The 21,176-nt window shown below is 70.6% G+C and carries 17 protein-coding genes; 8 read left to right on the top strand and 9 right to left on the bottom strand.

The window, feature by feature from the left end; genetic code table 11:
- The first annotated feature begins 170 nt into the window (after positions 1 to 170).
- The 3 genes from DELCS14_RS25430 to DELCS14_RS25420 all read left to right on the top strand — a co-directional run bounded on the left by DELCS14_RS25430 (position 171) and on the right by DELCS14_RS25420 (position 4,588).
- The gene (locus tag DELCS14_RS25430) at positions 171 to 782 is read left to right on the top strand and encodes an RNA polymerase sigma factor (RefSeq protein ID WP_228676818.1); all 612 of its coding nucleotides are present in this window, start codon (positions 171 to 173) and stop codon (positions 780 to 782) included.
- Positions 779 to 1,825, top strand: a complete 1,047-nt coding sequence (locus DELCS14_RS25425) for a FecR domain-containing protein (RefSeq protein WP_013804174.1) — start codon at positions 779 to 781, stop codon at positions 1,823 to 1,825. The genes DELCS14_RS25430 and DELCS14_RS25425 overlap by 4 nt, the downstream gene beginning before the upstream one ends.
- 360 nt (positions 1,826 to 2,185) lie before the next feature.
- Positions 2,186 to 4,588: a TonB-dependent siderophore receptor gene (locus tag DELCS14_RS25420; protein WP_043796450.1), complete on the top strand. Its 2,403-nt coding sequence runs from the start codon at positions 2,186 to 2,188 to the stop codon at positions 4,586 to 4,588.
- Here DELCS14_RS25420 and DELCS14_RS25415 read toward each other — a convergent pair.
- Positions 4,581 to 5,528, bottom strand: coding sequence for a MurR/RpiR family transcriptional regulator (locus DELCS14_RS25415; protein WP_013804172.1), 948 nt, complete (start codon positions 5,526 to 5,528; stop codon positions 4,581 to 4,583). The two genes, DELCS14_RS25420 and DELCS14_RS25415, sit on opposite strands and share 8 nt — an antisense overlap.
- A 77-nt stretch (positions 5,529 to 5,605) precedes the next feature.
- Between DELCS14_RS25415 and DELCS14_RS25410 the strand changes: the two genes are divergently transcribed.
- The 3 genes from DELCS14_RS25410 to DELCS14_RS25400 are packed head-to-tail and all read left to right on the top strand — an operon-like array spanning position 5,606 to position 8,904.
- Positions 5,606 to 6,790 carry a M20 family metallopeptidase gene (locus DELCS14_RS25410; RefSeq protein ID WP_013804171.1) on the top strand — a complete coding sequence of 395 codons (1,185 nt, stop codon included), beginning with the start codon at positions 5,606 to 5,608 and terminating at the stop codon, positions 6,788 to 6,790.
- A gap of 14 nt (positions 6,791 to 6,804) precedes the next feature.
- Complete coding sequence (locus DELCS14_RS25405) at positions 6,805 to 7,821, top strand: tripartite tricarboxylate transporter substrate binding protein BugE (protein WP_013804170.1); 1,017 nt, start codon at positions 6,805 to 6,807, stop codon at positions 7,819 to 7,821.
- A gap of 54 nt (positions 7,822 to 7,875) precedes the next feature.
- Positions 7,876 to 8,904, top strand: coding sequence for a tripartite tricarboxylate transporter substrate binding protein (locus tag DELCS14_RS25400; RefSeq protein WP_013804169.1), 1,029 nt, complete (start codon positions 7,876 to 7,878; stop codon positions 8,902 to 8,904).
- Positions 8,905 to 8,929: 25 nt separating this feature from the next.
- Here DELCS14_RS25400 and DELCS14_RS25395 read toward each other — a convergent pair whose 3' ends face one another.
- Genes DELCS14_RS25395 through DELCS14_RS25365 form a run of 7 tightly spaced genes read right to left on the bottom strand, consistent with a single transcriptional unit; the run spans position 8,930 to position 18,205 of the window.
- The gene (locus tag DELCS14_RS25395) at positions 8,930 to 9,919 is read right to left on the bottom strand and encodes a tripartite tricarboxylate transporter substrate binding protein (protein WP_013804168.1); all 990 of its coding nucleotides are present in this window, start codon (positions 9,917 to 9,919) and stop codon (positions 8,930 to 8,932) included.
- A 51-nt stretch (positions 9,920 to 9,970) separates the two neighbouring features.
- Complete coding sequence (locus tag DELCS14_RS25390) at positions 9,971 to 11,224, bottom strand: alkyl sulfatase dimerization domain-containing protein (RefSeq protein WP_013804167.1); 1,254 nt, start codon at positions 11,222 to 11,224, stop codon at positions 9,971 to 9,973.
- Positions 11,221 to 12,576: a DUF1254 domain-containing protein gene (locus DELCS14_RS25385; protein ID WP_013804166.1), complete on the bottom strand. Its 1,356-nt coding sequence runs from the start codon at positions 12,574 to 12,576 to the stop codon at positions 11,221 to 11,223. The genes DELCS14_RS25390 and DELCS14_RS25385 overlap by 4 nt, the downstream gene beginning before the upstream one ends.
- 8 nt (positions 12,577 to 12,584) lie before the next feature.
- Positions 12,585 to 13,970, bottom strand: a complete 1,386-nt coding sequence (locus DELCS14_RS25380) for a DUF1254 domain-containing protein (protein WP_013804165.1) — start codon at positions 13,968 to 13,970, stop codon at positions 12,585 to 12,587.
- Positions 13,971 to 13,994: 24 nt separating this feature from the next.
- On the bottom strand, positions 13,995 to 15,017 hold the full coding sequence (locus DELCS14_RS25375) for a tripartite tricarboxylate transporter substrate binding protein (RefSeq protein WP_013804164.1): 1,023 nt from the start codon (positions 15,015 to 15,017) through the stop codon (positions 13,995 to 13,997).
- Complete coding sequence (locus tag DELCS14_RS25370) at positions 15,014 to 17,131, bottom strand: acetate--CoA ligase family protein (protein WP_013804163.1); 2,118 nt, start codon at positions 17,129 to 17,131, stop codon at positions 15,014 to 15,016. Before DELCS14_RS25370 ends, DELCS14_RS25375 begins: the two co-directional genes overlap by 4 nt.
- A 9-nt stretch (positions 17,132 to 17,140) precedes the next feature.
- Entirely contained in the window at positions 17,141 to 18,205 is a 1,065-nt protein-coding gene (locus DELCS14_RS25365; protein WP_013804162.1) for a porin, read from the bottom strand.
- Positions 18,206 to 18,358: 153 nt separating this feature from the next.
- On the opposite strand from DELCS14_RS25365, the gene DELCS14_RS25360 reads away from it, so the two are divergent.
- The gene (locus DELCS14_RS25360; RefSeq protein ID WP_013804161.1) at positions 18,359 to 19,096 is read left to right on the top strand and encodes a Crp/Fnr family transcriptional regulator; all 738 of its coding nucleotides are present in this window, start codon (positions 18,359 to 18,361) and stop codon (positions 19,094 to 19,096) included.
- A gap of 16 nt (positions 19,097 to 19,112) precedes the next feature.
- Here DELCS14_RS25360 and DELCS14_RS25355 read toward each other — a convergent pair whose 3' ends face one another.
- Positions 19,113 to 20,042: a LysR family transcriptional regulator gene (locus DELCS14_RS25355; protein WP_013804160.1), complete on the bottom strand. Its 930-nt coding sequence runs from the start codon at positions 20,040 to 20,042 to the stop codon at positions 19,113 to 19,115.
- A 100-nt stretch (positions 20,043 to 20,142) separates the two neighbouring features.
- Here DELCS14_RS25355 and DELCS14_RS25350 point away from each other — a divergent pair, with 100 nt between their 5' ends.
- On the top strand, positions 20,143 to 21,156 hold the full coding sequence (locus DELCS14_RS25350; RefSeq protein WP_013804159.1) for a hydroxyacid dehydrogenase: 1,014 nt from the start codon (positions 20,143 to 20,145) through the stop codon (positions 21,154 to 21,156).
- Positions 21,157 to 21,176: the final 20 nt, after the last annotated feature.

The following is a 21,176-nucleotide window of genomic DNA, read 5'->3' as shown; positions in this document are numbered from 1 at the left end:
GGCACGGCAATCAAGGGGCGCTTCGGCGCCCTTTTTTGTGGCCAAGGCGAGCTGATGATGAGAATAGTTCTCGATACAATCGCCGGCTCAGCTGTTTGCATCGTGCTCCAGATTCCGCTCCCATTACCCCGCCGCCGGACAACTTCCACGTCCGCCGTGCCATGCCTGCCATGAAGCGCGACGACGCCCCGGGAGAGCCCGGTGGCCATTCCCGCAGTCTCTACACCCGCTGGCGCAAGCCGCTGCAGCGCATGCTGGCGCGGTACTTCAAGAGCCCGGCCGATATCGAGGATGCCTCCCAGGAGGTCTTCGTGCGCATGCTGTCGGCCGACAAGTGCCTGCCCGTGGACGAAGAGCGGCCCTATCTGCATCAGGTCGTGCGCAGCGTGGCGGCCTTCGCGCACCGCACGGCGCCGCAGCAGGCCGGTGTGCGGCTGGTGTCCGTGGAGGATTGCCGCGACGAGGTCGAGTCCCTGCCGGCCCGCGACAGAGCCGATCATGCGCTGGACGATGAGCGCCGCCAGCGCCTGGCCCGGCTGCGCGATGCCCTGAACGAGCTGCCCGAGCGCCAGCGCCAGGCCTTCGTGCTTCACCGCGTGCAGGAACTGACGCTGGAGCAGACGGCCGAGCGCATGGACATCACCGTGCGCATGGTCTCGCGCCACCTGAGCCGGGCACTGTCCTATTGCGAGATCCGCGTACGCTACGCCAGCGCCGAGCAAATGCGTGCCCTGCTGCGCGCAGACGAGCAGCGGCCGGGCGCCGCAGAGAACACACGATGAGCAACGAACTTCCCCCGGGCGTTTCGCCGCAGGAGCTGGTGGGGCTGCATGACAGGGCGGCCGACTGGTTCGTGCGCCGCCAGCAGCCGGACTGGACGGGCGCCGATGAGCGCGCGCTGGATGCGTGGCTGGGCGCCAACCCGCTGCACCGCAGCATCTTCGAAGGCATGTCGCGCCACTGGCATGGCGCGCCACAGCTCAGGGAACTGTTTCCCGATGAGTTCGGCGCAGCGGTGCCGCCCGCCGCGCCTGCCGTCTGCGCTGCACCAGCGGCCGCGCCGCCGCGCCAGCGCGTTCATGCCCGCTGGCCCGGCCGCCCTGCAGCAGCCCTGTCCGTGCTGGCGGTGGTCTCGCTGCTGGCCTGGGGGGGCTGGTACCGCTGGGACCACACGCCGAGCTATACGCTGCAGGCCCGCACGGCGCCCGGGCAGACTCAGAGCATCGAGCTGCCCGATGGCTCGCGCGTGGACCTCAACGTGGACAGCGAACTTCAGGTGCGCTACTACCCGCGCCGCCGCGAGGTGGTGCTGGATCGGGGCGAGGCCTTCTTCGAGGTCACACCCGGCCCGGACCGGCCCTTCACCGTGGACTCCGGCGCCAGCCGCGTCCGGGTGGTGGGCACCGCGTTCAATGTGCGCGCCGGGCCGCCGCGGCTGGTGGTGAAGGTGCTGGAGGGCAAGGTGCAGCTGCGGCCCGAGCGGGAGCGGGCCGGGGGCGATGTCCTGCTGCTGGCGGCAGGCGCGGGCGTGGCTGTGGACAGCGCCGGCCGGCACAGCTCCGTTGTGGCCGATGCGGACAGCGTGGGCGACTGGCGCACGGGCCAGGTGCGCTTCAGCGGCACGCCGCTGGCGGAGGTGGCGCAGGAGCTGTCGCGCTATCTGGGTGCACCCGTGGAGCTGGGCGACGAGTCGCTGGGCCGCCTGCGTGTCTCGGGCCTGCTGGCCACGGCCGCGCCCGAGCGCTTTGTGCGCGCGCTGCCTGCCTTGATTGCGGTACGCGTGCAGCCGCGCAGCGGCGGAGGGTGGCTGATCGTGCGGGGATGAATCGAAGGTTGAGAAACAATTTGTTTCAAACTGACGGCCAACCCCAGGTTCCAGCTTTGCACCGGTCTTGGCTTCTATAGGGGCAGGGGCGTGGATTTTCCAGGCCCGCACGGCTGCCAGCCAAGGACCACCGAGGGCGCTCGTCCCTCACGCCCCAGCCAACGGCCGCAACACCTGACGCGCATGCGCGGGTGGGCTGGAATGGCTTGTCCGGCGCGGTTCCTGATCGCCCGCGACGGCTGCCTGCAGCCTGCCCGTCGCGTGCCCGTGCAACGGCACAGCAACGGAGTGGCAATGAGAGCGCAAGAAGCAGCAGGCAGGGAATTCGCAGGCAGGGGCACGCATGCCCGACACAGGAACATGAAGGAGCAGGGCGCTGGCCCGCAGGCCGGGCCGCGCCTGCTGGCGTGGCTGGTGGCCGGTGCCGTGGCCGGCATGGGGGCCGCGCCGTCCGCCCGTGCGCAACAGCTTCAGCAGCCGGCCGCCTCTTCACCGATGCCGTCATCCGGACAGCGCCTGGCCTTTGACCAGCCGGCGCAGCCGCTGATCAACGCGCTGCGCGCCTTTGGCCGCCAGACCCAGTTCCAGGTGCTGTACGACGAAGCCGTGCTGGGCGGCCGCCAGGCGCCGGCCCTCCAAGGCAGCTTCACGCCGCAGGAGGCCATGGACCGGCTGTTGGCTGGCACCGGTGTGACCGCGCACAGCACCGAGCAGGGCACGTTCACGCTGCGCAAGGCGCCTGCGCCGCAGCCGTCGGCGGGCACCACGCTGTCCACGGTCAACGTGACATCGCAGCGCATGGCCGCGCCGGGCAGCTACGTGGGCAGCGGCAGGAGCGCCAGCACCAAGCTGGACACGCCGCTGATCGAGACGCCGCGCTCCATCTCCATCGTCACCCAGGAGCAACTGCAGAACCAGGCGCCCAAGAGCATCGAGCAGGCCCTGTCGTACACGGCCGGCGTGTCCACCGAAGTCACGGGCGCGGACCTGCGCATGACGGGTGCCATCATCCGGGGGTTCAGCGATGGCAGCTCCTACTACAAGGACGGCCTGCGGCAGTTTTCGGCCGGCACCTATGGTTCGTGGAACGACGAGATCGACGAGCTGGACAGCATCGAGGTCATCAAGGGCCCGGCCTCCGTGCTCTTTGGCCAAGGGCGGCCGGGCGGCGTGATCAACGTGGTCTCCAAGAAACCCGAGGCCGACCATGTGAACAGCTTGGGCCTGTCCTATGGCCGCTACCAGCGCGCCCAGGCCACGGCCGATCTGGGCGGCGCGCTGGATGCTTCGGGCGACCTGCTGTACCGGCTCAACCTCAAGGCGCGTGACAGCGACGGACGCACCGTGGGCTCGCGCGATGACCGCATCTCCATTGCGCCCTCGCTGCGCTGGAACCTCTCCGGCCGCACCCACCTGACCGTGCTGGGCAGCTACTCGCGCGAGCGCGGCACGCCCAAGTCGTGGTGGCCCAGCCTGTTCACCTACCCGCAGATCAAGGACCTGCCCGCGCACCTGACGGCCGGCGACCCGTCCTTCGACCGCTTCGACCGCGACACGCGATCGCTGGGCTACGAGTTCTCGCACCAGACCGACAGCGGCTGGCAGCTCACGCAGAACCTGCGCTACTCCACCATCGACATCGACTACCGCCACATCTACGCCATGGACGTGCTGGCCGACGGCCGAAGCGTCTCGCGCGCCAGCCTGGCCCAGCGCACCAAGGGCCGCACGCTGGCGCTGGACACCCGCCTGCACAAGGACCTGCGCTGGGGCGGGCTGCAGCACCGGATGGCCTTCGGCATGGACCATGTGAAGTACAGGGAGCGCGGCGGCCTGGGCTTTGGCTGGGATGTGCCCGACCTGGACATGCTCGACCCCACCTATGGCCAGTCCATCGCCTATCCAGAGCTGGAGGACAGCCGCACGGACCTGCGCCAGACCGGCATCTACACGCTCAACCAGTTCAAGTGGGACCGCTGGGTGGCCAATCTCAGCCTGCGCCATGACCAGGCGCGCACCACGCAGAACAGCAGCACCCAGCCGCGCATGAGCGACAGCGCCACCACCGGCAGCGCGGGCCTGCTCTACCTGTTCGACAGCGGCTGGGCGCCCTATGCGAGCTACGCGACCTCCTTCGATCCGGTCACGGGCCTGCAGTACGACGGCAATCCGTTCGAGCCCCGGCGCGGCAAGCAGTACGAGGCGGGCGTGAAGTACCAGCCTCCGGGAAGCACCTCGCTGTTCACGGCCTCGGTCTTCGACCTGCGCCAGACCAACGTCACCACGCTGGACCCCGACCACCCGCGCTTCAGCATCCAGACGGGCGAGGTGCGCTCCACGGGGCTGGAGCTGGAAGGCCGCTTCGCGCTCACGCGCGAGCTGAACGCGCTGGCCAGCTACACCTACCTGGACCCGCGCACCACGCAGAGCAACCGGCCCGCCGAAATCGGCCGCCAGACCATACAGACCACACGCCACATGGCCAGCCTGTGGCTGGACTACCGACCGCGCGCGGTGCCGGGCCTGATGGTGGCCGGCGGCCTGCGCTACAAGGGTCGCTCTCCCTACAACGTGGCAGCGGACGGCACGCTGAACATCAACGACTCCGCCACGCTGGCCGACCTGGCGCTGGCCTACGAGACGCCGCAGTACCGCATCGCGCTGAACATCAACAACCTGTTCAACCGCAAGTACTTCGCAGGCATCTTCCGCGGCGTGGATCGCGAGGCCACGCTGAGCTTCAAGTACTACTGGTCTATGTAGAAGACCTGCGCGTGGGTGGCTTGCGCGCGGCGCGAGCCGGCCCGCGCGGCTCGGCCGTCCTGATCAACTGGTGGTTGAACTCCTTCCACAGCGCGTCGCGCCGGGCCAGGGCCTCGGACACATCCTTGTGGCGCAGCTGGGCCACGGCCGAGACCAGGGCGTTGCACAGGTAGAAGGCTGCCGTGTAGGAGTGAAAGGGCGAGGCATTGGCCGTGCGCACCTGCAGCCAGTGGTGGGCCACGGTGGCCAGCGGCGCGGCGGGGCTGTCGGTGATGGCCAGCACCTGGGCGCCGGCGTCGGCAAAGCGCTGCGCTATCTCGAAGGTGCCGCGCGAATACTGGCTGACGCTGAAGGCCAGCAGCGTGTCCGAGGGGCCGATCCACAGCAGCTGGTCGGCCGGCGCGATGGCTCCGGCATCCAGCTCCTGCACGCCGGGGCGGCACATGTTCAGGTGCAGGGCCAGCCAGGCGGATACCGGCGAGCTGTTGAGCTGGGCCAGCACGAACACGCGGCCCTCGCCCTGGGCCAGCTTGCGGGCCATGGCCTCGAAGGCCGCCATGTCCAGCCCCTCGCGCGTGGCCTGGATGTTGTGCTGGTCGTGCAGCAGCGCATCGTCCACGCACTCGCTCAGGCTGCGCTGCGCGCCCAGCAGCACGGGCGCGCGCTGGGCGGCCGTCTGCAGCAGTGCCGTCACCTCGCCGCGCGCCTCGCGCTGGGCCTCGGCATAGCTGGCATAGCCGAGCTTGGCGAACAGGCGCACCACGGTCGAGGCGCTGGTGCCCGTGTGCGCGGCCAGCGCCGTGGCCGACTCCAGCAGCGCATGCGGGTAGTTGCTGCCCAGGGTCTGGGCCAGCGTCAGCTCGCTGGCCGTCAGCTCCGCGCCCTGCTGCGCCAGGCGCTGCGGCAGCAGCAGTGCGGCTTTTTGCAATGGTGATTTCATATTTTTCTTGTATATGCAACGTGTGTTGCAAAATAGGGGGTCGCGTGCAACACTGCATGCACTCTGGAGATTCCACCATGCACGATACCCTCGAACAAAGCCGCGTGCAGCAGCGCGCGAGACTGCTGGACTGGCTGGGCGGTCAGCAGCAGGCCATGCAAGGCCTGTTGCACAAAATTGTCGATATCGACAGCGGCAGCCGCGATGAAGCCGGCATCCTGGCCGTGGCCCAGGCGCTGCGCGAGCGGCTGGAGGCGGCCGGCGTGGCCGTGCGTTTCGAGGACGTGCCCGGCTACGGCGTGCTGCTGCATGCCGATGTCGCCGGTCCCGACGGGGACGGCCCGGCCGAAGGCGCACCCATCTATCTGATGGGCCATATGGACACGGTCTTTCCGGCGGGCACCGTGGCGCGCCGCCCCTTCCGCGTGGAAGAGGGCAGGGCCTACGGTCCCGGCGTGGCCGACATGAAGTCGGGCCTGGTGCTCAACGTCTTCGTGGCCGAGGCCTTTGCGCGCTGCGGCGGCCTGGGCGCGCCGCTCAAGCTGTTCTTCTCGTGCGATGAGGAAATCGGCTCGCCCGCCACGCGCCAGACCATCATGGACACGGTGCGCGGCGCGCGCGCCGTCTTCAATGCCGAGCCCGGCCGCGTCAGTGGCAACCTGGTGACCAGCCGCAAGGGATCGATGGCCGTGGAGTTCGAGGTGCAGGGCGTGGCCGCCCATGCGGGCATCAACCACGCGGCCGGCGCCAGCGCGCTGGAGGCCATGGCGCGCAAGCTGCTGGCCCTGCATGCGCTGACCGATCCCGCCACGGGCACGACCACCAATGTGGGCGTGCTGCAGGGCGGCATCGTGCCGAACATGGTGGCGCCCCACGCCAAGGCCGAGCTCGATGTGCGCTACACGGCCCAGACCGATCCCGATGCGCTGATGGAGCGCATCCGCGCCATCGTGGAGGAAGAATCCGTGCCCCGCACCCAGGGCCGCGTCACCGCCGTGCGCCGCACCCTGCCCATGGCGCCCACGCCTGATGCGTTGCTGCAGCTGTACCGGCGCGGCGCGCAGTCGCTGGGCTTTGATGTGCAGGGCGAGTTCACGGGCGGCGCGGCCGACAGCGGCCTGACCGCCTCGGTGGGCGTGCCCACGCTGTGCGCCACCGGCCCCGTGGGCGGCCATCCCCATACCGAGCGCGAGTACTGCGAGCTGGCCACCTTCGTGCCGCGTGCGCAGGCCGTGGCCCTCGCCATCTTTGATCACCCCTGATTGCGCTGATACCCATGAAAAACCTGTCCGTGAACCCCTCCCTGAACACCCGCCGCAAGCTGCTGGGCGCAGGCCTTGGCCTGGCGGGCCTGTCCGCGCTGGCGCCGCTGGCCGCACGCGCCGATGACAAGTACCCCTCGCGCCCGATCACGCTGGTCGTGCCGTTTCCGCCCGGCGGTTCGGTGGACATCATGGGCCGCCAGTACGCCGAGCCCCTGTCGCGCATCCTGGGCGTGCCCATCGTGGTGGAGAACCGGCCCGGCGCGGGCGGCTCGGTGGCCACGCAGTACGTGTCGCGCGCCAAGCCGGACGGCTACACCCTGGTCGTGTCCTCGCAGAGCAGCCACCTGGCCAATCCGCTGACCCAGCCCAAGGTGGGCTACGACCCCATCAAGGACTTCGAGAACATTGCCATCCTGGGCCGCCAGCCCAATGCGCTGATGGTGCATTCCAGCCTGCCCGTGAAGAACTTCCAGGAGTTCATCGAGTACGTGAAAAAGCGCCCCGGCCAGGTCAACTACGGCAGCGCCGGCATCGGCAGCATGGGCCAGCTCAATGTGGAAATGCTCAAGGCCGCCACGGGCATCTTCGCCACGCACATCCCCTACCGTGGCGGCTCGCCGCTGGTCACGGCCGCTATCGGCAACGAGGTGCAGTTCATCCTCGACAACCTGGTCTTCATGCTGCCCCACGTGCAGTCGGGCAAGGTGCGCGCCCTGGTCGTGGCCTCGGAGCAGCGCCTGCCCATGCTGCCCGACGTGCCCACCATGGCCGAGGTCGGCTATCCCCAGCTCAACATGAGTTCCTGGACCGGCATTGCGGCGCCTGCGGGCACGCCCGACGCCATCGTCCAGACGCTGTACAAGGCCATCCGCCAGGCGGCCACGGCGCCGGCCATGGTGGCCAGCCTCAAGGAGCGCGGCGTGGTCGCCCCCGAGGAGATGAGCCCCGCCGCCTTCGAGAAGATGATGGCCGAGCGCCTGAAGCTCTTCGGCGAGGTGGTGCGCAAGGCCCATATCGTGGCCGAGTAAGCAGGGCGCCCTGGATGGCCGGGCGCAGCCGACGTATTTCCATAAGGAGGAGACATGAGCATGACCCCTATCGCCCGCCAGGCTGCCAGCCACCCTTCCCGCCGCCGTGTGCTCGGCGCGGGGCTGGGCCTGGGTGTGCTGGCGCCGCTTGCGGCGCTGGCCGCTGAAGGCAAGGCCGCCGGCTACCCCACGCGCCAGATCAGCTTCATCGTGCCGTTTCCGGCCGGTGGCTCGGTGGACGCCATGGCGCGCCAGTATGCCGAGCCCATGGCGCGCATCCTGGGCGTGCCCATCGTGGTGGAGAACCGGCCCGGCGCGGGCGGCTCGGTGGCCGCGCTGGCCGTGGCGCGCGCCAAGCCGGACGGCTACACCCTGGTCGTGTCCTCGCAGAGCAGCCACCTGGCCAATCCGCTGACCCAGCCCAAGGTGGGCTACGACCCCATCAAGGACTTCGAGAACATCGCCATCCTGGGCCGCCTGCCCAATGTGCTGGTCGTGCCCGCGAGCCTGCCCATCCGCAGCTTTGCGGAGTTCATCGCCTATGCCAAAAAGCACCCTGGCCAGCTCAACTACGGCAGCGGCGGCACGGGCAGCATGGGCCAGCTCAACATGGAGATGTTCAAGGCCGATGCGGGCCTGGACATCACCCATGTTCCCTACCGGGGCGGCACGCTGCTGGTCACCTCGGTGCTGGCGGGCGAGGTGCAGGTGTTCTTCGACAACCTCATCTCCATGCTGCCCCACATCCAGGCAGGCAAGGTGCGCGCCCTGGCCGTGGCCTCCGAGCAGCGCGTGGCGCAAATTCCCGATGTGCCCACGCTGGCCGAGGTCGGCTACCAGCAACTGAACATGAGCTCCTGGACCGGCCTGGCCGCGCCGGCCGGCACGCCCGCACCCGTGGTGCAGGCCCTCTTCAAGGCCGTGCGCCAGGCCGCCACGGCGCCGGCCATGGTGGCCAGCCTGCAGGACCGTGGCGTGACGCCGCCCGAGGAAATGAGCCCCGCCGCCTTCGAGGCCATGATGTCCGACCGCCTCAAGCGCTTTGGCGAGGTGGTGCGCAGGACGGGCATCGTCGCCGAGTGAGCCTGGCCCGCCAAGGGCCTTCACCTCAGTCCAACTGCACGCCCACCTCGCGCACCAGCCGCCCCCAGTCCGCCAGGTCCTGGCGCAGCGTGTCGGCGAATTGCGCGGGCGTGGTCCGGGGCAGGTCGGTCAGGTTGAGCTCGCCCAGCTTTTTGGCCGTGGCCGGGTCCTGCAGCAACTGGTTGATGGCGGCGTTGAGCTTGTCCACGATGGGCTGCGGCGTTTTGGCGGGCGCGAAGACGCCGTACCAGGAATAGTTGTGAAACGGGTAGCCCGCCTCGGTCAGGCTGGGCAGGTCCGGCTGGCTGGGAATGCGCTTGTCTCCGCTGTGCGCAATGGCGCGCACGCGGCCCGCACGCACCAGCTCCACCGTGGACGAGGTGTCCGCAAACGCGGCCTGCACCTGCCCGCCCAGCAGGCCCTGCACACAGGGGCTGCTGCCCTTGTAGGGCACATGCTGCATCTGCAGGCCGGCCTGCTTGAGCAGGAATTCCATGGTCAGGTGCCCGCCCGAGCCCTGGCCCCAGGAGCAATAGCTGAGCTGGCCGGGCCGGGCGCGCACATGCTCCACGAACTCCTTGAGCGAATGCACGGGCAGATCGCGAGAGACCAGCAGCAGATTGCCCGCGCGCCCTATCTGCGCAATGGGTGCGAAGTCCTTGATCGGGTCATACGGAACCTTGCGGTAGAGGCTGGGGTTCACGGCCATGGACGCCGTGTAGGTGAACAGCAGCCGGTAGCCGTCCGGCGCACTGCGCGCGGCCTGCTCCACGCCGACCAGGCCGTTGGCGCCGGGCCGGTTGTCCACCACGAAGGGCTGCTTGAGCAGCCGGGTCAGGCCTTCGGCAAACACCCGCGCGATGGTGTCCGTGCCGCCGGCGGCGGCCGTGGGCACGATCAGCGTGACGGGGCGGGCGGGGTAGTTGCCGGCATCCTGTGCCGGCTGGGCGTGGCCTGTGCAGGCCATGGCCTGCAGCAGTGCCAGGGCCATGCCGTGCTTCTTCATCGTCTTCATGCACTTGTCTCCTTGTGTCGCCTTGAGTCGCCTTGCCTGTGCGCGGCCCCGTCAGCGCAGCCCCAGGCGCGCCTGCGTGCCTTGCTCGATCATGTCGGCCCCCACCCGGTAGAGGTTGCGCGAGACATAGCTGTCCACCTCGCGCGCACGCTCGCGCAGCCAGGCGGCCTTGAGGCTGCGGGCCTGGCCGATCTCGGGCGCGTCGCCGGCCGCCGTGGCCAGCACGTCGATCACATGCAGGGCCAGCTGCCACTGGCCCGCGTCGGCCAGCGCCTGGGCGCTGGCCACCAGGCCGGGCTTGTCGGTGATGGCCTGGGCAATGGCGGCGCCCGCAGCCTCGGGCGGGGCCGGGTGCAGCGTGGTCGGGTTGCGGTCCCACCAGCCGTTTTCCGAGCGGTAGATGTCGCGCACGATGTAGCTGGGGTCGCCATAGGTGGGCTTCATCCACTCCACGCCGAACAGCTCCTGCGGATAGTCCATGGCCGCCAGCACCTGCTGCTCGTTCAGGCCCTCGTTCATCAGGCGCACGACTTCGGCGCGCAGCCAGCGCAGCGCCTGTGCGGTGTGCAGCAGCACCTGCTGCACGGCCTGCTCGCCCTCGATCACGGGACCGAACTCGCGCACGGCCTTGAGCGGGCGCAGCGCGGCCATGGCCTGCAGCGTGTCGGCCCAGCGCACGGTGTCGCGCAGCGTGCGAAAGGGCGTGCCGATGTTGGGTATGGAGTCCAGCAGCGCCGCGCCGCCGTACAGCACGCGCTGGCCGGGGCTCCACAGCGCGATGGCGTCGTCGGTCTCGGACGGCGCCCAGAACAGCTCGATGCGGCTGTCCCCGCTGCCTATCTCCAGCCGCGTGTCGAAGGTTTCGGTGGGCTCGTGCATGTCCAGCCGGTGCTCGAAAAAGCCCGCGCTGCGGTTGAACTGGATCTCGGCCATGCGGTGCTGCAGCGCCCGGGTCTCGCGGTAGCGAGCCTGGCGGCGCGGCAGGTTGCGGTGGGCGATGAGGCGCGGCACGGGTTCTCCGCGCGCGGCCGCATGCTCCAGCCAGGCAGGCACGCCCGCGTTGTAGCCGATGTGGCCGTGGCTGTAGCACAGCGCATGCACGGGCGCGTCGCTGAGCTGGCGCAGGCTGGCGATCATGTCCTGGCTGACCTTGCCGCCGGGGCCGGCGTCGATCACCACCAGGCCCGCGTCGGTCTCGGCCACGAAGGACTGGCCCTGGCCGCGCAATATGTGCAGGCCCGGCGCCACGGTTTCGCTGCCGGTGCCAACCAGCAAAAAGGGCTTGTCGTCGTCTCTGGCGTTCATGGGGTCTCCGGGTCTGGTTCGATGGGGGGCAGGGCGTAGCGGCCGTCCAGCAGTTCGGGCCGGGGCATGTAGGCGCGCAGGCACAGGTAGAAGCCTTCGCGCGGCGCGGGCAGCCAGTTGGCGCGGTGGTCTTCGCTGGCCGGCGGCGCGTGGCTGATGTGGATAGTCAACCCGCCATCGCCATCGCCATCAGCGTCGGGGCGCAGGCCCGGCGTGCGGTCGCCGATGGCATGGCGGTCGATGGGGTTGTCCACCAGCATGCAGTCGTGGGCGCCGTAGAGGGTCAGGGACCAGAAGGCCTGCACGGGCGGCAGCGCGCCTGGGGCAAAGCGCAGCCGGTAGCGGCGGCTGCCATGCAGGGGCCGGCCCTGGGCGTCATGCCAGGCCAGCGGGTAGATGGCCTCGCGGCTTTCCAGCATGCCGATGTACTTGAGCGCAATTTCGGCGCGGGCCTGGAAGTCGTCGCCAAAACTGCCTTCGACCAGGGCGGGGAGTTCCCAGCCCGAGTCCAGGCGCCGGCCCGTGCTGGCCGCGCGCAGCCGTGGCAGCACGCTGTCCAGTGCGCGCTGCAGTGCGGCTTGCTGTTGCGCATCGGGTGCGCCCAGCCCGGCGCCCAGGCCCACGGCCGCAAAGCGCGCGACCCGTGCGGTGTGTTCCTCTGGTGGCGGGTTGTCGCGTAGCGCGGCATTGACCTGGGCGGCGTAGTACGCAGCGGTGGGCACGGCATTGGGCATGGCGTCGGGTGCGGCCTGGGGATTGCAGTCCGGGTCGAAGGCGCGGGCCTGCGAGGGCGTGCCCGCCTGCCAGTCGGCCAGCGGGCGCACCGCAAAGCCGTCCTGCAGCGCGTGCACGGCGGGCAGGTCATGCTCGCCATCGACCAGGATGCGGCCTATCACCCACAGCCAGGGCGTGGGCGCGGCAATGTGTGCGCCGGGCGCATCGAACGGTGGCGGCAGCGCCCCCTGCCAGCCGGGCGGCGTGATCAGGAAGGAGCGCGCTGCCGTGCCCGTCAGGCGTTGCCCGATGTGGGCGAAGGGGTTGGTGAAGAAGTCCAGCAGGCCCAGTACGTAGTAGCGGCCCGCCGTGTCGGGCGCATCGATCACCAGCGGCCCGGCGCCCAGGTCCAGCCAGGCGTTGGTGTAGAGCGTGTCGTTGTTGGGCGTGACCACGCGGCTGGTGCCGGCGCGCAGCAGCTGGCGCGCATGCACGAACTGGTTGCACCAGCGCAGCGTGGCTGGCGCAGCCTCGCCCGCCGCATTGCGCCGGGGCGAGGTGGCCGCGCGCATGCGGCGCATCTCGTACAGCGGGCAGGTGTGGATGACGGCCTCTTCGGCCAGGGTGCTCAGGTCCATGGCGTGTCTCATGCGGCCACGGGCTGCAGGGGCGGAACAGGCCATTGGTGCGCGCCTGCCTGCGGGTGGTACATGCGCAGGATGAGGTAGAAGCGCCCGTGCGGCGTGGGCAGCCAGTTGGCGGCGCCCTGTGCCGGTCGGGCATGGCCCAGGTCGATCTGCAGGCTGCCGTCGGCCTCGCGCAGCAGTCCCGGCGTGCGGTCGCCGATGGAGTGGCGGCCGATCTCGTTGCCGTAGAGAAAGCGGTCGGCGTCATACAGGGTGACCGACCAGAAGGCATCGGCCGGCGGCATGTCGGCGGCATTGAAGCGCAGCACATAGCGCTGGCTGCCGTCCAGCGGCTGCAGGCCTGCGTCGTGGTGGGCGGCGGCGTAGATGGCCTCGCTGGTGGCCAGCGCGCCCAGGCCCAGGTAGGCGGTGCGTGCGCGGCCCAGGTACTCGCTGCCGTAGCGGCCGGTGGACGGCGTCATGGTCCAGGGACGGGGACGGCGGTTGCGCCCCATGGCGGCCACGGTGCGCACGCCGTCGGCAAAGCCCTCGGTCAGGCCTTCGCGCACGGGCTCCTCCAGCTGCTCCCACGCCATGTGGGCGCTGGCCACCAGGCCGGCCTGGCCGAACCAGGCCAGCAGCCCCTGGTCCTCCTTGCGGCCAGGCGCCTCGGCCAGCGCATGGCAGAGGTTGGCAAAAAATCGCGGTGCAACCTCGGCCGCAGGCTCCTGGTTCTCGAAGGCGGCCGCCATGGCGTCCACGGGCGGGCCGACCCAGTTCGTGACGGCGGCCGGGCGGCCTCCTTTCGGCGTGCCTGGCGCGGGCTCCAGCCGGATGTCGGCCTGCAGTGCGCGGGCTGCAGGCCAGTCGGGCGCATCGCCCACCACGGTGCGGCCGATCAGCCAGACCAGGTTGCTGGGGCAGTGCACCAGGCGGTGGCCGGCCAGGTGTTCCGGCACCTGGCCGCCCGGCCCGACCAGGACCACGGTCTCGCCTTCGGGCGCGCAGTTGCGCGGGCCCAGGTTCTCGAAATTCTCGGTATAGGCGTCGTACAGGGCCAGCACGAAATAGCGGCCCGGATGCGCGGCGCTGGAGGGCACGGTCAGCAGGCGCGGGCCGTCGGCCAGGTGGATCCAGGCCAGCGAGTACAGCAGGTCGTTGGCGGGCGTGACCACGTCGCGGTCCTCATGGGTGGAGGGGCGCTGGCTGTGGTGCAGCGTGTCGAAGTCGCCGCGCATGTCCAGGCCCAGGCCGGTGGCGCGCGCGGCGCCGGCATCGGTCTGCAGGCGGCAGGTGCGGTAGGTCTCTATCAGCGGATAGCCGTAGACAAAGGCGGCCAGGCCGATGGAGCGCGCCAGGGCGCGGCGGACTTCGGGCAGGGAGGGAGGGGTCGGGTTCATGTCCATTGTTTTCTTCAGGGCAGGAGGGGGTCAGTCGAGGGTCACGCCCGTGGAGCGCGCCAGGTCCAGCGCCACGGGCAAAAAGGCGGCGTAGGCGGCGCTGGCCTCGGCCGGGCTGTTGCCCTGGGCCTCCAGGCCCAGCGCCTCGACACGCTGGCGCACCTGGGGCTCGCGCATCACGGCGGCGACCTCGCGGCCCAGGCGTTCGACGATGGCGTCGGGCGTGCGTGCGGGCGCCATCAGCGAGATCGATCCCGTGATGGCATACACGGGCTCGCGGTAGCCCTGCTCGGCAAAGGTGGGCACATCGGGCAGGGCCTTGCTGCGGCGCGGCCCTGCCACGGCCAGGGCGCGCAGCTTGCCGGCCTCGATGAAGGGCTTGAGCGTGGCGGCCGAGCCCAGCGTCATCTGGATCACGCCGCTGATCAGGTCGATGGACATGGGCCCCTCGCCCTTGTAGGCCACGTGCAGCGACTGCAGGCCGTAGGCCTTGTCCATGAAGACCTGGACCTGGTGCGGCTGTGTGCCCGCCCCCCAGGAGCCCATGGCGTACTTGCCCGGCGACTGGCGCACGGCCTCGACCAGGCCCTTGAAGTCCCTGGCCGGCACGGCCGGGTTGACCGCCATCACCATGGAGGGCGAGACCACGTCCGAGACCATGCGCAGCTCGGTGCGCGGGTCGTAGGGCAGCTTCTTGTAGAGCACCAGGTTGGCCGTGATGGGCCCGGGCACGGTCAGCAGCAGGGTGTGGCCGTCGGGCGCGCTCTTGGCCACATGCTCGGTGCCGATGATGCCGCCCGCGCCGCTGCGGTTGTCCACCACCACGGGCTGGCCCAGGCGCTTGGCCAGGCCCTCGGCCAGGATGCGCGCCACGGTGTCGGTGGAGCCGCCGGCCTGGTATTGCACGACGATGCGCACGGGCCGGGCGGGATAGCCGTCCTGGGCCAGCGCGGCGCTGCAGGCCAGGGCAAGGCAGGTCAGCGCGGCGGTGCGCAGCAGGGGTGTGTTCATGGTGGCCTCCGGGTGGGAGCTGGAATGGGCATTGGCTTTCATGCAGCCTCCCTGCCGATGACCAGCGCATCGACGGCCACGCAGCCGCCGTCCTCGCGCGGGCGGGCGATCAGGGGGTTGATCTCGGCGCTTTCCAGCGTGGCGCCTGCGCGCTGCGCAAAGCCGGCCAGGGCGCACAGCGTGTCGGCAATGCTGTCCAGGTCCACGCGGGGGCGGCCGCGCGCGCCGTCCAGCACGGCAAAGGCCCGCAGCTCGCGCACCATGGCCAGCGCGTCGTCGCGCGTGATGGGCAGCAGGCGCAGCGAGACATCGCGCAGGATCTCGGCATGGATGCCGCCCAGCCCGAACATCAGCACCGGGCCGAATACCGGGTCGCGGTGCACGCCGGCGATGCACTCCACGCCGCCCTGCACCATGGGGGCGGCCAGCGCGCCGTCGATGTGCGCATCGGGCCGGGCCTGGCGCGCATTGGCCAGGATGCGGTCGAAGGCGGCCTGGGCGCTGGCCGCATCCGCCAGGTTCAGTGCCACGCCGCCCACGTCGGACTTGTGGGCGATGGCATCGCTGCAGACCTTGAGGACAATGCGTCCGCCCATCTCCTGCACGGCCTGCGCTGCCTCGGCCGCCGTGCGCACCAGCCGGTGCGGCACCACGGGCACGCCGGCCTCGGCCAGCAGAGCCATGCTGCGCTGCTCCGACAGCGTGCCCGCCGCCAGGTGCAATGCGCTGCCTGCATCTGCCATCGCGGGCAGAGCCTGCGGTGTTTCATGCAGGCGGGCCAGCGCGCCAATGCAGCGTATGGCCGCGCCCGGGTCGGCGAACACCAGGCAGCCCAGCGCCTCCAGCGCATCGCGGCGCTCGGGCGGGCACAGCGTGCTGACGGCCAGCAGGGTGTCGGGATGGTGGGCGCGCAGCGTCTGCACCAGGCTTTGCAGCACGGGCCAGAAGGCGTCGGACAGGCCGCCTGCCGCGAAGAAGCCCAGCCAGCTGTCGAACTGCCGGTCGGCCAGCATCAGGCGGGCGCTGCGCTCCAGCAGCGTCATGTCGTTGGTGACCTGGCCCGTGATGTCCACGGGGTTGCGCGGCGCGGCAAACGGCACCCATTCGCGCAGCTGGCACTGGGCCGCATCGGACAGCGGTGCCACGTCCAGGCCGGCTGCGCTGGCGTCGTCGGCCATCATGGCGCCCACGCCGCCCGAGACCGTGAACAGTCCGATGGACCGCCCCTTGGGGGCCCGCGCGATGGAGGCGCTGGCCGCCAGCGCGAAGAAGTCGGTGATGGAATGCGCGCGCAGCACGCCGTAGCGGCGGAACACCGCGTCATAGACGGCATCGTTGCCCGCCAGCGAGGCCGTGTGCGATGCGGCGGCGGCCGCGCCCAGGGCGCTGGTGCCCACCTTGCACATGACCACGGGCTTGCCGCGCTCCTGCGCCAGGGCCAGGGCCGCGCGCAGCCGGGGGCCGTCGCGGCAGCCTTCCATGTAGGCCATGATCACGTCGGTCTCGGGGTCCTGGGCCAGCCAGGCCAGGCCATCGGCCAGCTGCACATCGGCCTCGTTGCCCGTGGTGGCCCACAGCGACAGGCCCAGCCCGCGCTCGCGCGCCAGGCTGTAGGCATAGGCACCGAAGGCGCCCGACTGGCTGACCATGCCGATGCGCCCGGGCCGCACCAGCCCGCCGCCCGGCGCGGGCGAGAACGTGGCGTAGACCTGGTGGCCGGGGCGCATGAAGCCCAGGCAGTTCGGGCCGATGAGGCGTATGCCCGCCTCCTGCGCGCGCCGCGCCAGCGCCTGCTGGGCGGCCGTGCCGTCGGAGCCGGTCTCGGCATAGCCCGAGGAAAACAGCACCATGGACTGCACGCGCGCGGCGGCCGCATCCTCCAGCACGCCGGCCACCTGCGACTGCGGCACGGCGACGATGGCCAGGTCCACCGGCGCGCCGATGGCGGCCAGCCGCTCGTGCGCGGGCAGGCCCTGCACGCGGCTGGCGCGCGGGTTCACCGCATACAGCGCGCCGCCGTAGCCGAAGCGCAGCAGGTAGTCCAGCGGAATGCCGCCGATCTTGCTGGCCTGGTCCGAGGCGCCGACCACGGCGATGGAGCGCGGCGCGAACAGCGCGTCGAGCCGGGAGGTGTCAAAGCAATGGCTGTCGGTCATGTGTGTCCCTCAGAAGTTGTGGCGCACACCCAGCGCCAGGGACCGCACGCCGTCGCCGCTGTTGGCGGCCACCGGCACGTTGGCAATGGCGGCCGAGGCATTGGCCGCGTTGCCCAGCTCCAGCCAGCGCGCGTAGAGCACGGTGCGCTTGCTCAGCGCGTAGTCGTAGCCCAGCGTCCAGGTGTTCTGGGCGCGGTCCGTGCCGCCCACCTCGCGCCGCGCCACCGAGACCAGCAGCTTGGAGCGCGCATCCACGCTCCAATCGGCGCCCAGCTGGGCCAGCTTCGCCTTGGGTGTGCCTGCACGGTCCACGCGGTTGATGACGTAGTTGCCCGTCAGGCGCAGCCCGTCCAGGGCTTCCCAGCTGGCCGACAGTGCCTGGTACTGGCTGGTGGCGGGCGCGGCCACGGGTGCGGCGGCGCTGCCTTCCACGGACTTCTGGAAGCTGTAGGCCAGGAACCAGGGCTTCTGGTTCCAGCCCAGCGTGGCGCCGTAGAGGCGGCCGTTGCTGCTGTTCGGTGAAGCCACTTCGCCGAAGGAATAGGCCAGGTCCGCCAGCCAGGGCTGGCCTGCCGGCGTGCGGTAGCGCACCAGGTTGTTGGCCCGCGCCGCAAACGGCCTCAGGCCGGCCTGGGCATCGGTGGCCGACACCAGGTTCAGCGAGGAAAACAGCGCGTTCATGCCCAGCGGATCGGCGCGGAACAGCGCGCCGAACATGGGCGTATACATGCGGCCCATCTCCACGGCGCCCCAGCCGCTGTTCAGTCCTACCCAGGCCTGCCGCGTGAAGGCCAGGCCCGGGCCGGGAATGGTGCCCAGGCCCGTGTCCGGCGCCACGCCGGCCTCCAGCATGAACTGGGCGCGCAGGCCGCCGCCCAGGTCCTCGCTGCCGCGAAAGCCGATGCGCGATGCCGCGCTGCCCCCGTCCTCCAGCCGGCTCAGGCGCGTGGCGCCCGACCTTGCGCTGTTGATGTGGACGTCGACGATGCCGAACATCTCCACGCTGCTCTGGGCCCACGCGGACGTGCCCAGGGCCGCCATGCCGCCGGCGGCCAGCCAATGCTTGTGCTTCACGAACTTGTCTCCTTGGTAGCGCCCCGGATGCTTTGCCCGGTGGCTTGCTTGCTACTATCCCGAGCGACAGGGGATGCACTCTGTCAAGCCATTGACAAATGGCGGTACATGGGCACCGGACTAACCCGGGGCCTTCGACATCGTGAGAGAACCATGCGCTCCAAGCCTGCTCCCGTGGCCGACCCTTCGGCGCTGATCCGCCGCGCCCTGGGCCTGTGCCGCATGCTGCGCAACTGGCCGCCCGAGGTGCTGGATGAGCTGACGGCGCTGTCCCGCCTGGGCCGCTACGAGCGCCACCAGCAGGTGCGCGCCGCCGACCCCAAGCGGCGCGAGGTGCTGGTGGTGGCTTCGGGCTGCGTGGAAGTGGGCGGCGTGGACGCCACGGGCTCGCGCTTCGTGCTGTCCATGCACAGCGCGGGCGACATCGTCGGCCTGGCGCGGCTGCTGGAGCACACGCAATTCGTCTACGACTACCACGCGCACCAGCCCACCGTGCTGGTGGAGATCCCCGGCGAGTCCTTCCTGGCCCTGCTCGATGCCCATCCGCCGCTGTGGAAGGACATCTGCCTGCTGGTGCTGGCGCGCATGCACGAGCTGATCGTCGTCCAGCAGCGCCACGCCTTCAGCAACATCGACAACCGCGTGGCCGAACTGCTGGCGCGGCTGGCCCCCACGCATGGCCAGCCCGCGCCCGACGGGCAGGGCGTGGTGCTGCGCATCTCGCAGAGCGACCTGGCCGCCATGCTGTCGGTCTCGCGCCAGACCATCAACAAGGAGCTGCGCCTGCTGGAGCAGCGCGGCCTGCTGCAGGCCGCCTATGGCCGGCTGACCATCGTCGACCTGGCGGGCCTGCTGCGCCTGGCCGATGCGGGCGCGCGGCCGGGGCCCTAGCCCCGGTCCGCGGGAATCAGTCCTCGTCCAGAGGCGAGGCATCCTCGCCGAACAGGGCCTGTCCGTCGGCGCGCAGCAGCTCCAGCATGTGCCGGGCCGCGGGCGACAGATAGCCGTCGCGCCGGCAGGTCACGCCCAGGTGGCGGCGCAGCGTGGTGGCCGGCAGGCGCACTTCCCTGAGCGTGCGGCTGCGCTCCAGCCGCAGCGTGTGGCGCGAGACGAAGGTCAGCAGATCGGTCTTGGCCACCATGCGCGGCAGCAGCGGGATGGAGCCCGCCTCCACCTGCACCGTGGGCGCCGGCATGCCGCGCGAGGTGAAGGCCTGGTCCAGCCATTGCCGGCTGGGAATGTTGGCACTGGGCAGGGCCCAGGGATGGCGCAGCAGCGCGGCCATGGTGATGCGCTGGCGCTCGAAGACGGGGTGGTCCTGGCGCGCCGCGACCACCACCACATCCTCGGCAATCGGGTGGGAGACCAGCTCCGGATCGCCCTCGGCCGTGAGGCCGATCAGCAGGTCCAGCTGGCCCTCGCGCAGGCGGTCGCGCAGTTCCCAGCTGGGGCCGATCACGATGCTGATGGTGATGCGCCGCCCGTCGGCCAGGGCCTTGCTGCACAGCTCGGGCAGCAGGTGGTCGGCGGCCACAGGCCCGCTGCCGATGCGCACATGGCCGGCATGGCCTTCGTTGAAGTCGCGCACCTCGCGCAGTGCCTCCTGGCTGGCATTGCGCAGCATGCGTGCGCGCGCCAGCAGCACATCGCCCAGCGGCGTGAGGCGTATGCCGCGCCCGGCACGCTCGAACAGCGCGCCGCCCACGGTCAGTTCCAGGCGCTGTATGCATTTGCTCAGCGCGGGCTGGGTGCGCCCCAGCTGTTCTGCGGCCCGGCCCAGGTGCCCGAGGTCGGCCACGATCTCGAAGAAGCGCAGGTCGCGCAGGTGCAGGTCCATCGATGAATAAAAGTGATGTTTGAATGAACATTATCGAATGGACGGAATGGGTGGCGCTCACAAGAATGCGGTGCATCGACAAAGCGAATTGCCAGTTTCCATGACCGCCACTACCCACCCGCCCACCGTTTTCGTGACCGCGCCACGCCTGGCGCCCGCCGGGCTGCAGCGCCTGCAGGCGGCGCACTGCCGCGTGCTGTACCTGCAAGACGGCGGCGGCGAGGCCGAGGTTGCCGCCGTGCTGGCACGCGAGAGCGTCGATGCCGTGATCTCGCGCACGGCCACGCTGTCGGCCGCTGCCATCGCGGCCTGTCCCACGCTCAAGGTCATCTCCAAGCACGGCGTGGGCGTGAGCAATATCGATGTGGCCGCGGCCAGCCAGCGGGGCATTCCGGTCTATGTGACGCCGGGTGCCAATGCCCAGTCCGTGGCCGAGATGACGCTGGGCCTGATGTTCGCGGCCGCCCGCCGCATCGCCTGGATGGATGCCGAGCTGCGCGCCGGCCGCTGGTCCCGCGCCCAGGACGGCCTGGAGCTGAGCGGCCGCACCCTGGGCCTGCTGGGCTTTGGCCAGGTGGGCCAGCGCGTGGCGCGCGTGGCGCTGGCGCTGGGCATGCAGGTGGTGGCCTTCGATCCAGCGTTCGACCCTGCGTTCGATCCGGCCTGCGCCCCAGGGCCCGGCACCGTGGCGGGCGTGCGCATGCTGGGCTCGGTGGACGAGCTGCTGCCCCTGTCCGATGTGCTCAGCCTGCACGTGCCCCTGAATGCCCGCACGCGCCATCTGCTCGATGCCGGCCGCATCGCCCAGCTGCCGCGCGGCGCCCTGCTGGTCAACACCGCGCGGGGCGAGGTGGTGGACGAGGCGGCGCTGATCCACGCCCTGCGCAGCGGCCACCTGGCCGCCGCCGGCCTGGACACCATGGCCGAGGAACCCCTGCCTGCGGGCCACGCCCTGGCCGGGCTGGACAACGTGGTGCTGACGCCCCATGTGGGCGGCTCCACGCCCGCCGCGCTGGCGGCCATGGCCGGCATGGCCGCCGCCAATGTGCTGGGCTGGCTGCAGGGCAGCCCGGCCGATCCGTCCCACTGCGTGAACCCCGAGGTTCTGCGCTGAGCTGTTTTTTCCCGGAGATT

The organism is Delftia sp. Cs1-4, from assembly GCF_000214395.1.
GTDB classification, from domain to species: Bacteria; Pseudomonadota; Gammaproteobacteria; order Burkholderiales; family Burkholderiaceae_C; genus Comamonas; species Comamonas acidovorans.
The sequence above is the reverse complement of the archived record's forward strand: the minus strand, read 5'-3'. Positions and strand labels throughout refer to the sequence as shown.

Bases quoted from the DNA above. Each gene is read 5' to 3' on its own strand.
- DELCS14_RS25430 (WP_228676818.1), top strand. From the start codon at position 171: ATGAAGCGCGACGACGCCCCGGGAGAGCCCGGTGGCCATTCCCGCAGT.
- DELCS14_RS25425 (WP_013804174.1), top strand. From the start codon at position 779: ATGAGCAACGAACTTCCCCCGGGCGTTTCGCCGCAGGAGCTGGTGGGG.
- DELCS14_RS25420 (WP_043796450.1), top strand. From the start codon at position 2,186: ATGAAGGAGCAGGGCGCTGGCCCGCAGGCCGGGCCGCGCCTGCTGGCG.
- DELCS14_RS25415 (WP_013804172.1), bottom strand. From the start codon at position 5,528: ATGAAATCACCATTGCAAAAAGCCGCACTGCTGCTGCCGCAGCGCCTG.
- DELCS14_RS25410 (WP_013804171.1), top strand. From the start codon at position 5,606: ATGCACGATACCCTCGAACAAAGCCGCGTGCAGCAGCGCGCGAGACTG.
- DELCS14_RS25405 (WP_013804170.1), top strand. From the start codon at position 6,805: ATGAAAAACCTGTCCGTGAACCCCTCCCTGAACACCCGCCGCAAGCTG.
- DELCS14_RS25400 (WP_013804169.1), top strand. From the start codon at position 7,876: ATGAGCATGACCCCTATCGCCCGCCAGGCTGCCAGCCACCCTTCCCGC.
- DELCS14_RS25395 (WP_013804168.1), bottom strand. From the start codon at position 9,919: ATGAAGACGATGAAGAAGCACGGCATGGCCCTGGCACTGCTGCAGGCC.
- DELCS14_RS25390 (WP_013804167.1), bottom strand. From the start codon at position 11,224: ATGAACGCCAGAGACGACGACAAGCCCTTTTTGCTGGTTGGCACCGGC.
- DELCS14_RS25385 (WP_013804166.1), bottom strand. From the start codon at position 12,576: ATGGACCTGAGCACCCTGGCCGAAGAGGCCGTCATCCACACCTGCCCG.
- DELCS14_RS25380 (WP_013804165.1), bottom strand. From the start codon at position 13,970: ATGGACATGAACCCGACCCCTCCCTCCCTGCCCGAAGTCCGCCGCGCC.
- DELCS14_RS25375 (WP_013804164.1), bottom strand. From the start codon at position 15,017: ATGAAAGCCAATGCCCATTCCAGCTCCCACCCGGAGGCCACCATGAAC.
- DELCS14_RS25370 (WP_013804163.1), bottom strand. From the start codon at position 17,131: ATGACCGACAGCCATTGCTTTGACACCTCCCGGCTCGACGCGCTGTTC.
- DELCS14_RS25360 (WP_013804161.1), top strand. From the start codon at position 18,359: ATGCGCTCCAAGCCTGCTCCCGTGGCCGACCCTTCGGCGCTGATCCGC.
- DELCS14_RS25355 (WP_013804160.1), bottom strand. From the start codon at position 20,042: ATGGACCTGCACCTGCGCGACCTGCGCTTCTTCGAGATCGTGGCCGAC.
- DELCS14_RS25350 (WP_013804159.1), top strand. From the start codon at position 20,143: ATGACCGCCACTACCCACCCGCCCACCGTTTTCGTGACCGCGCCACGC.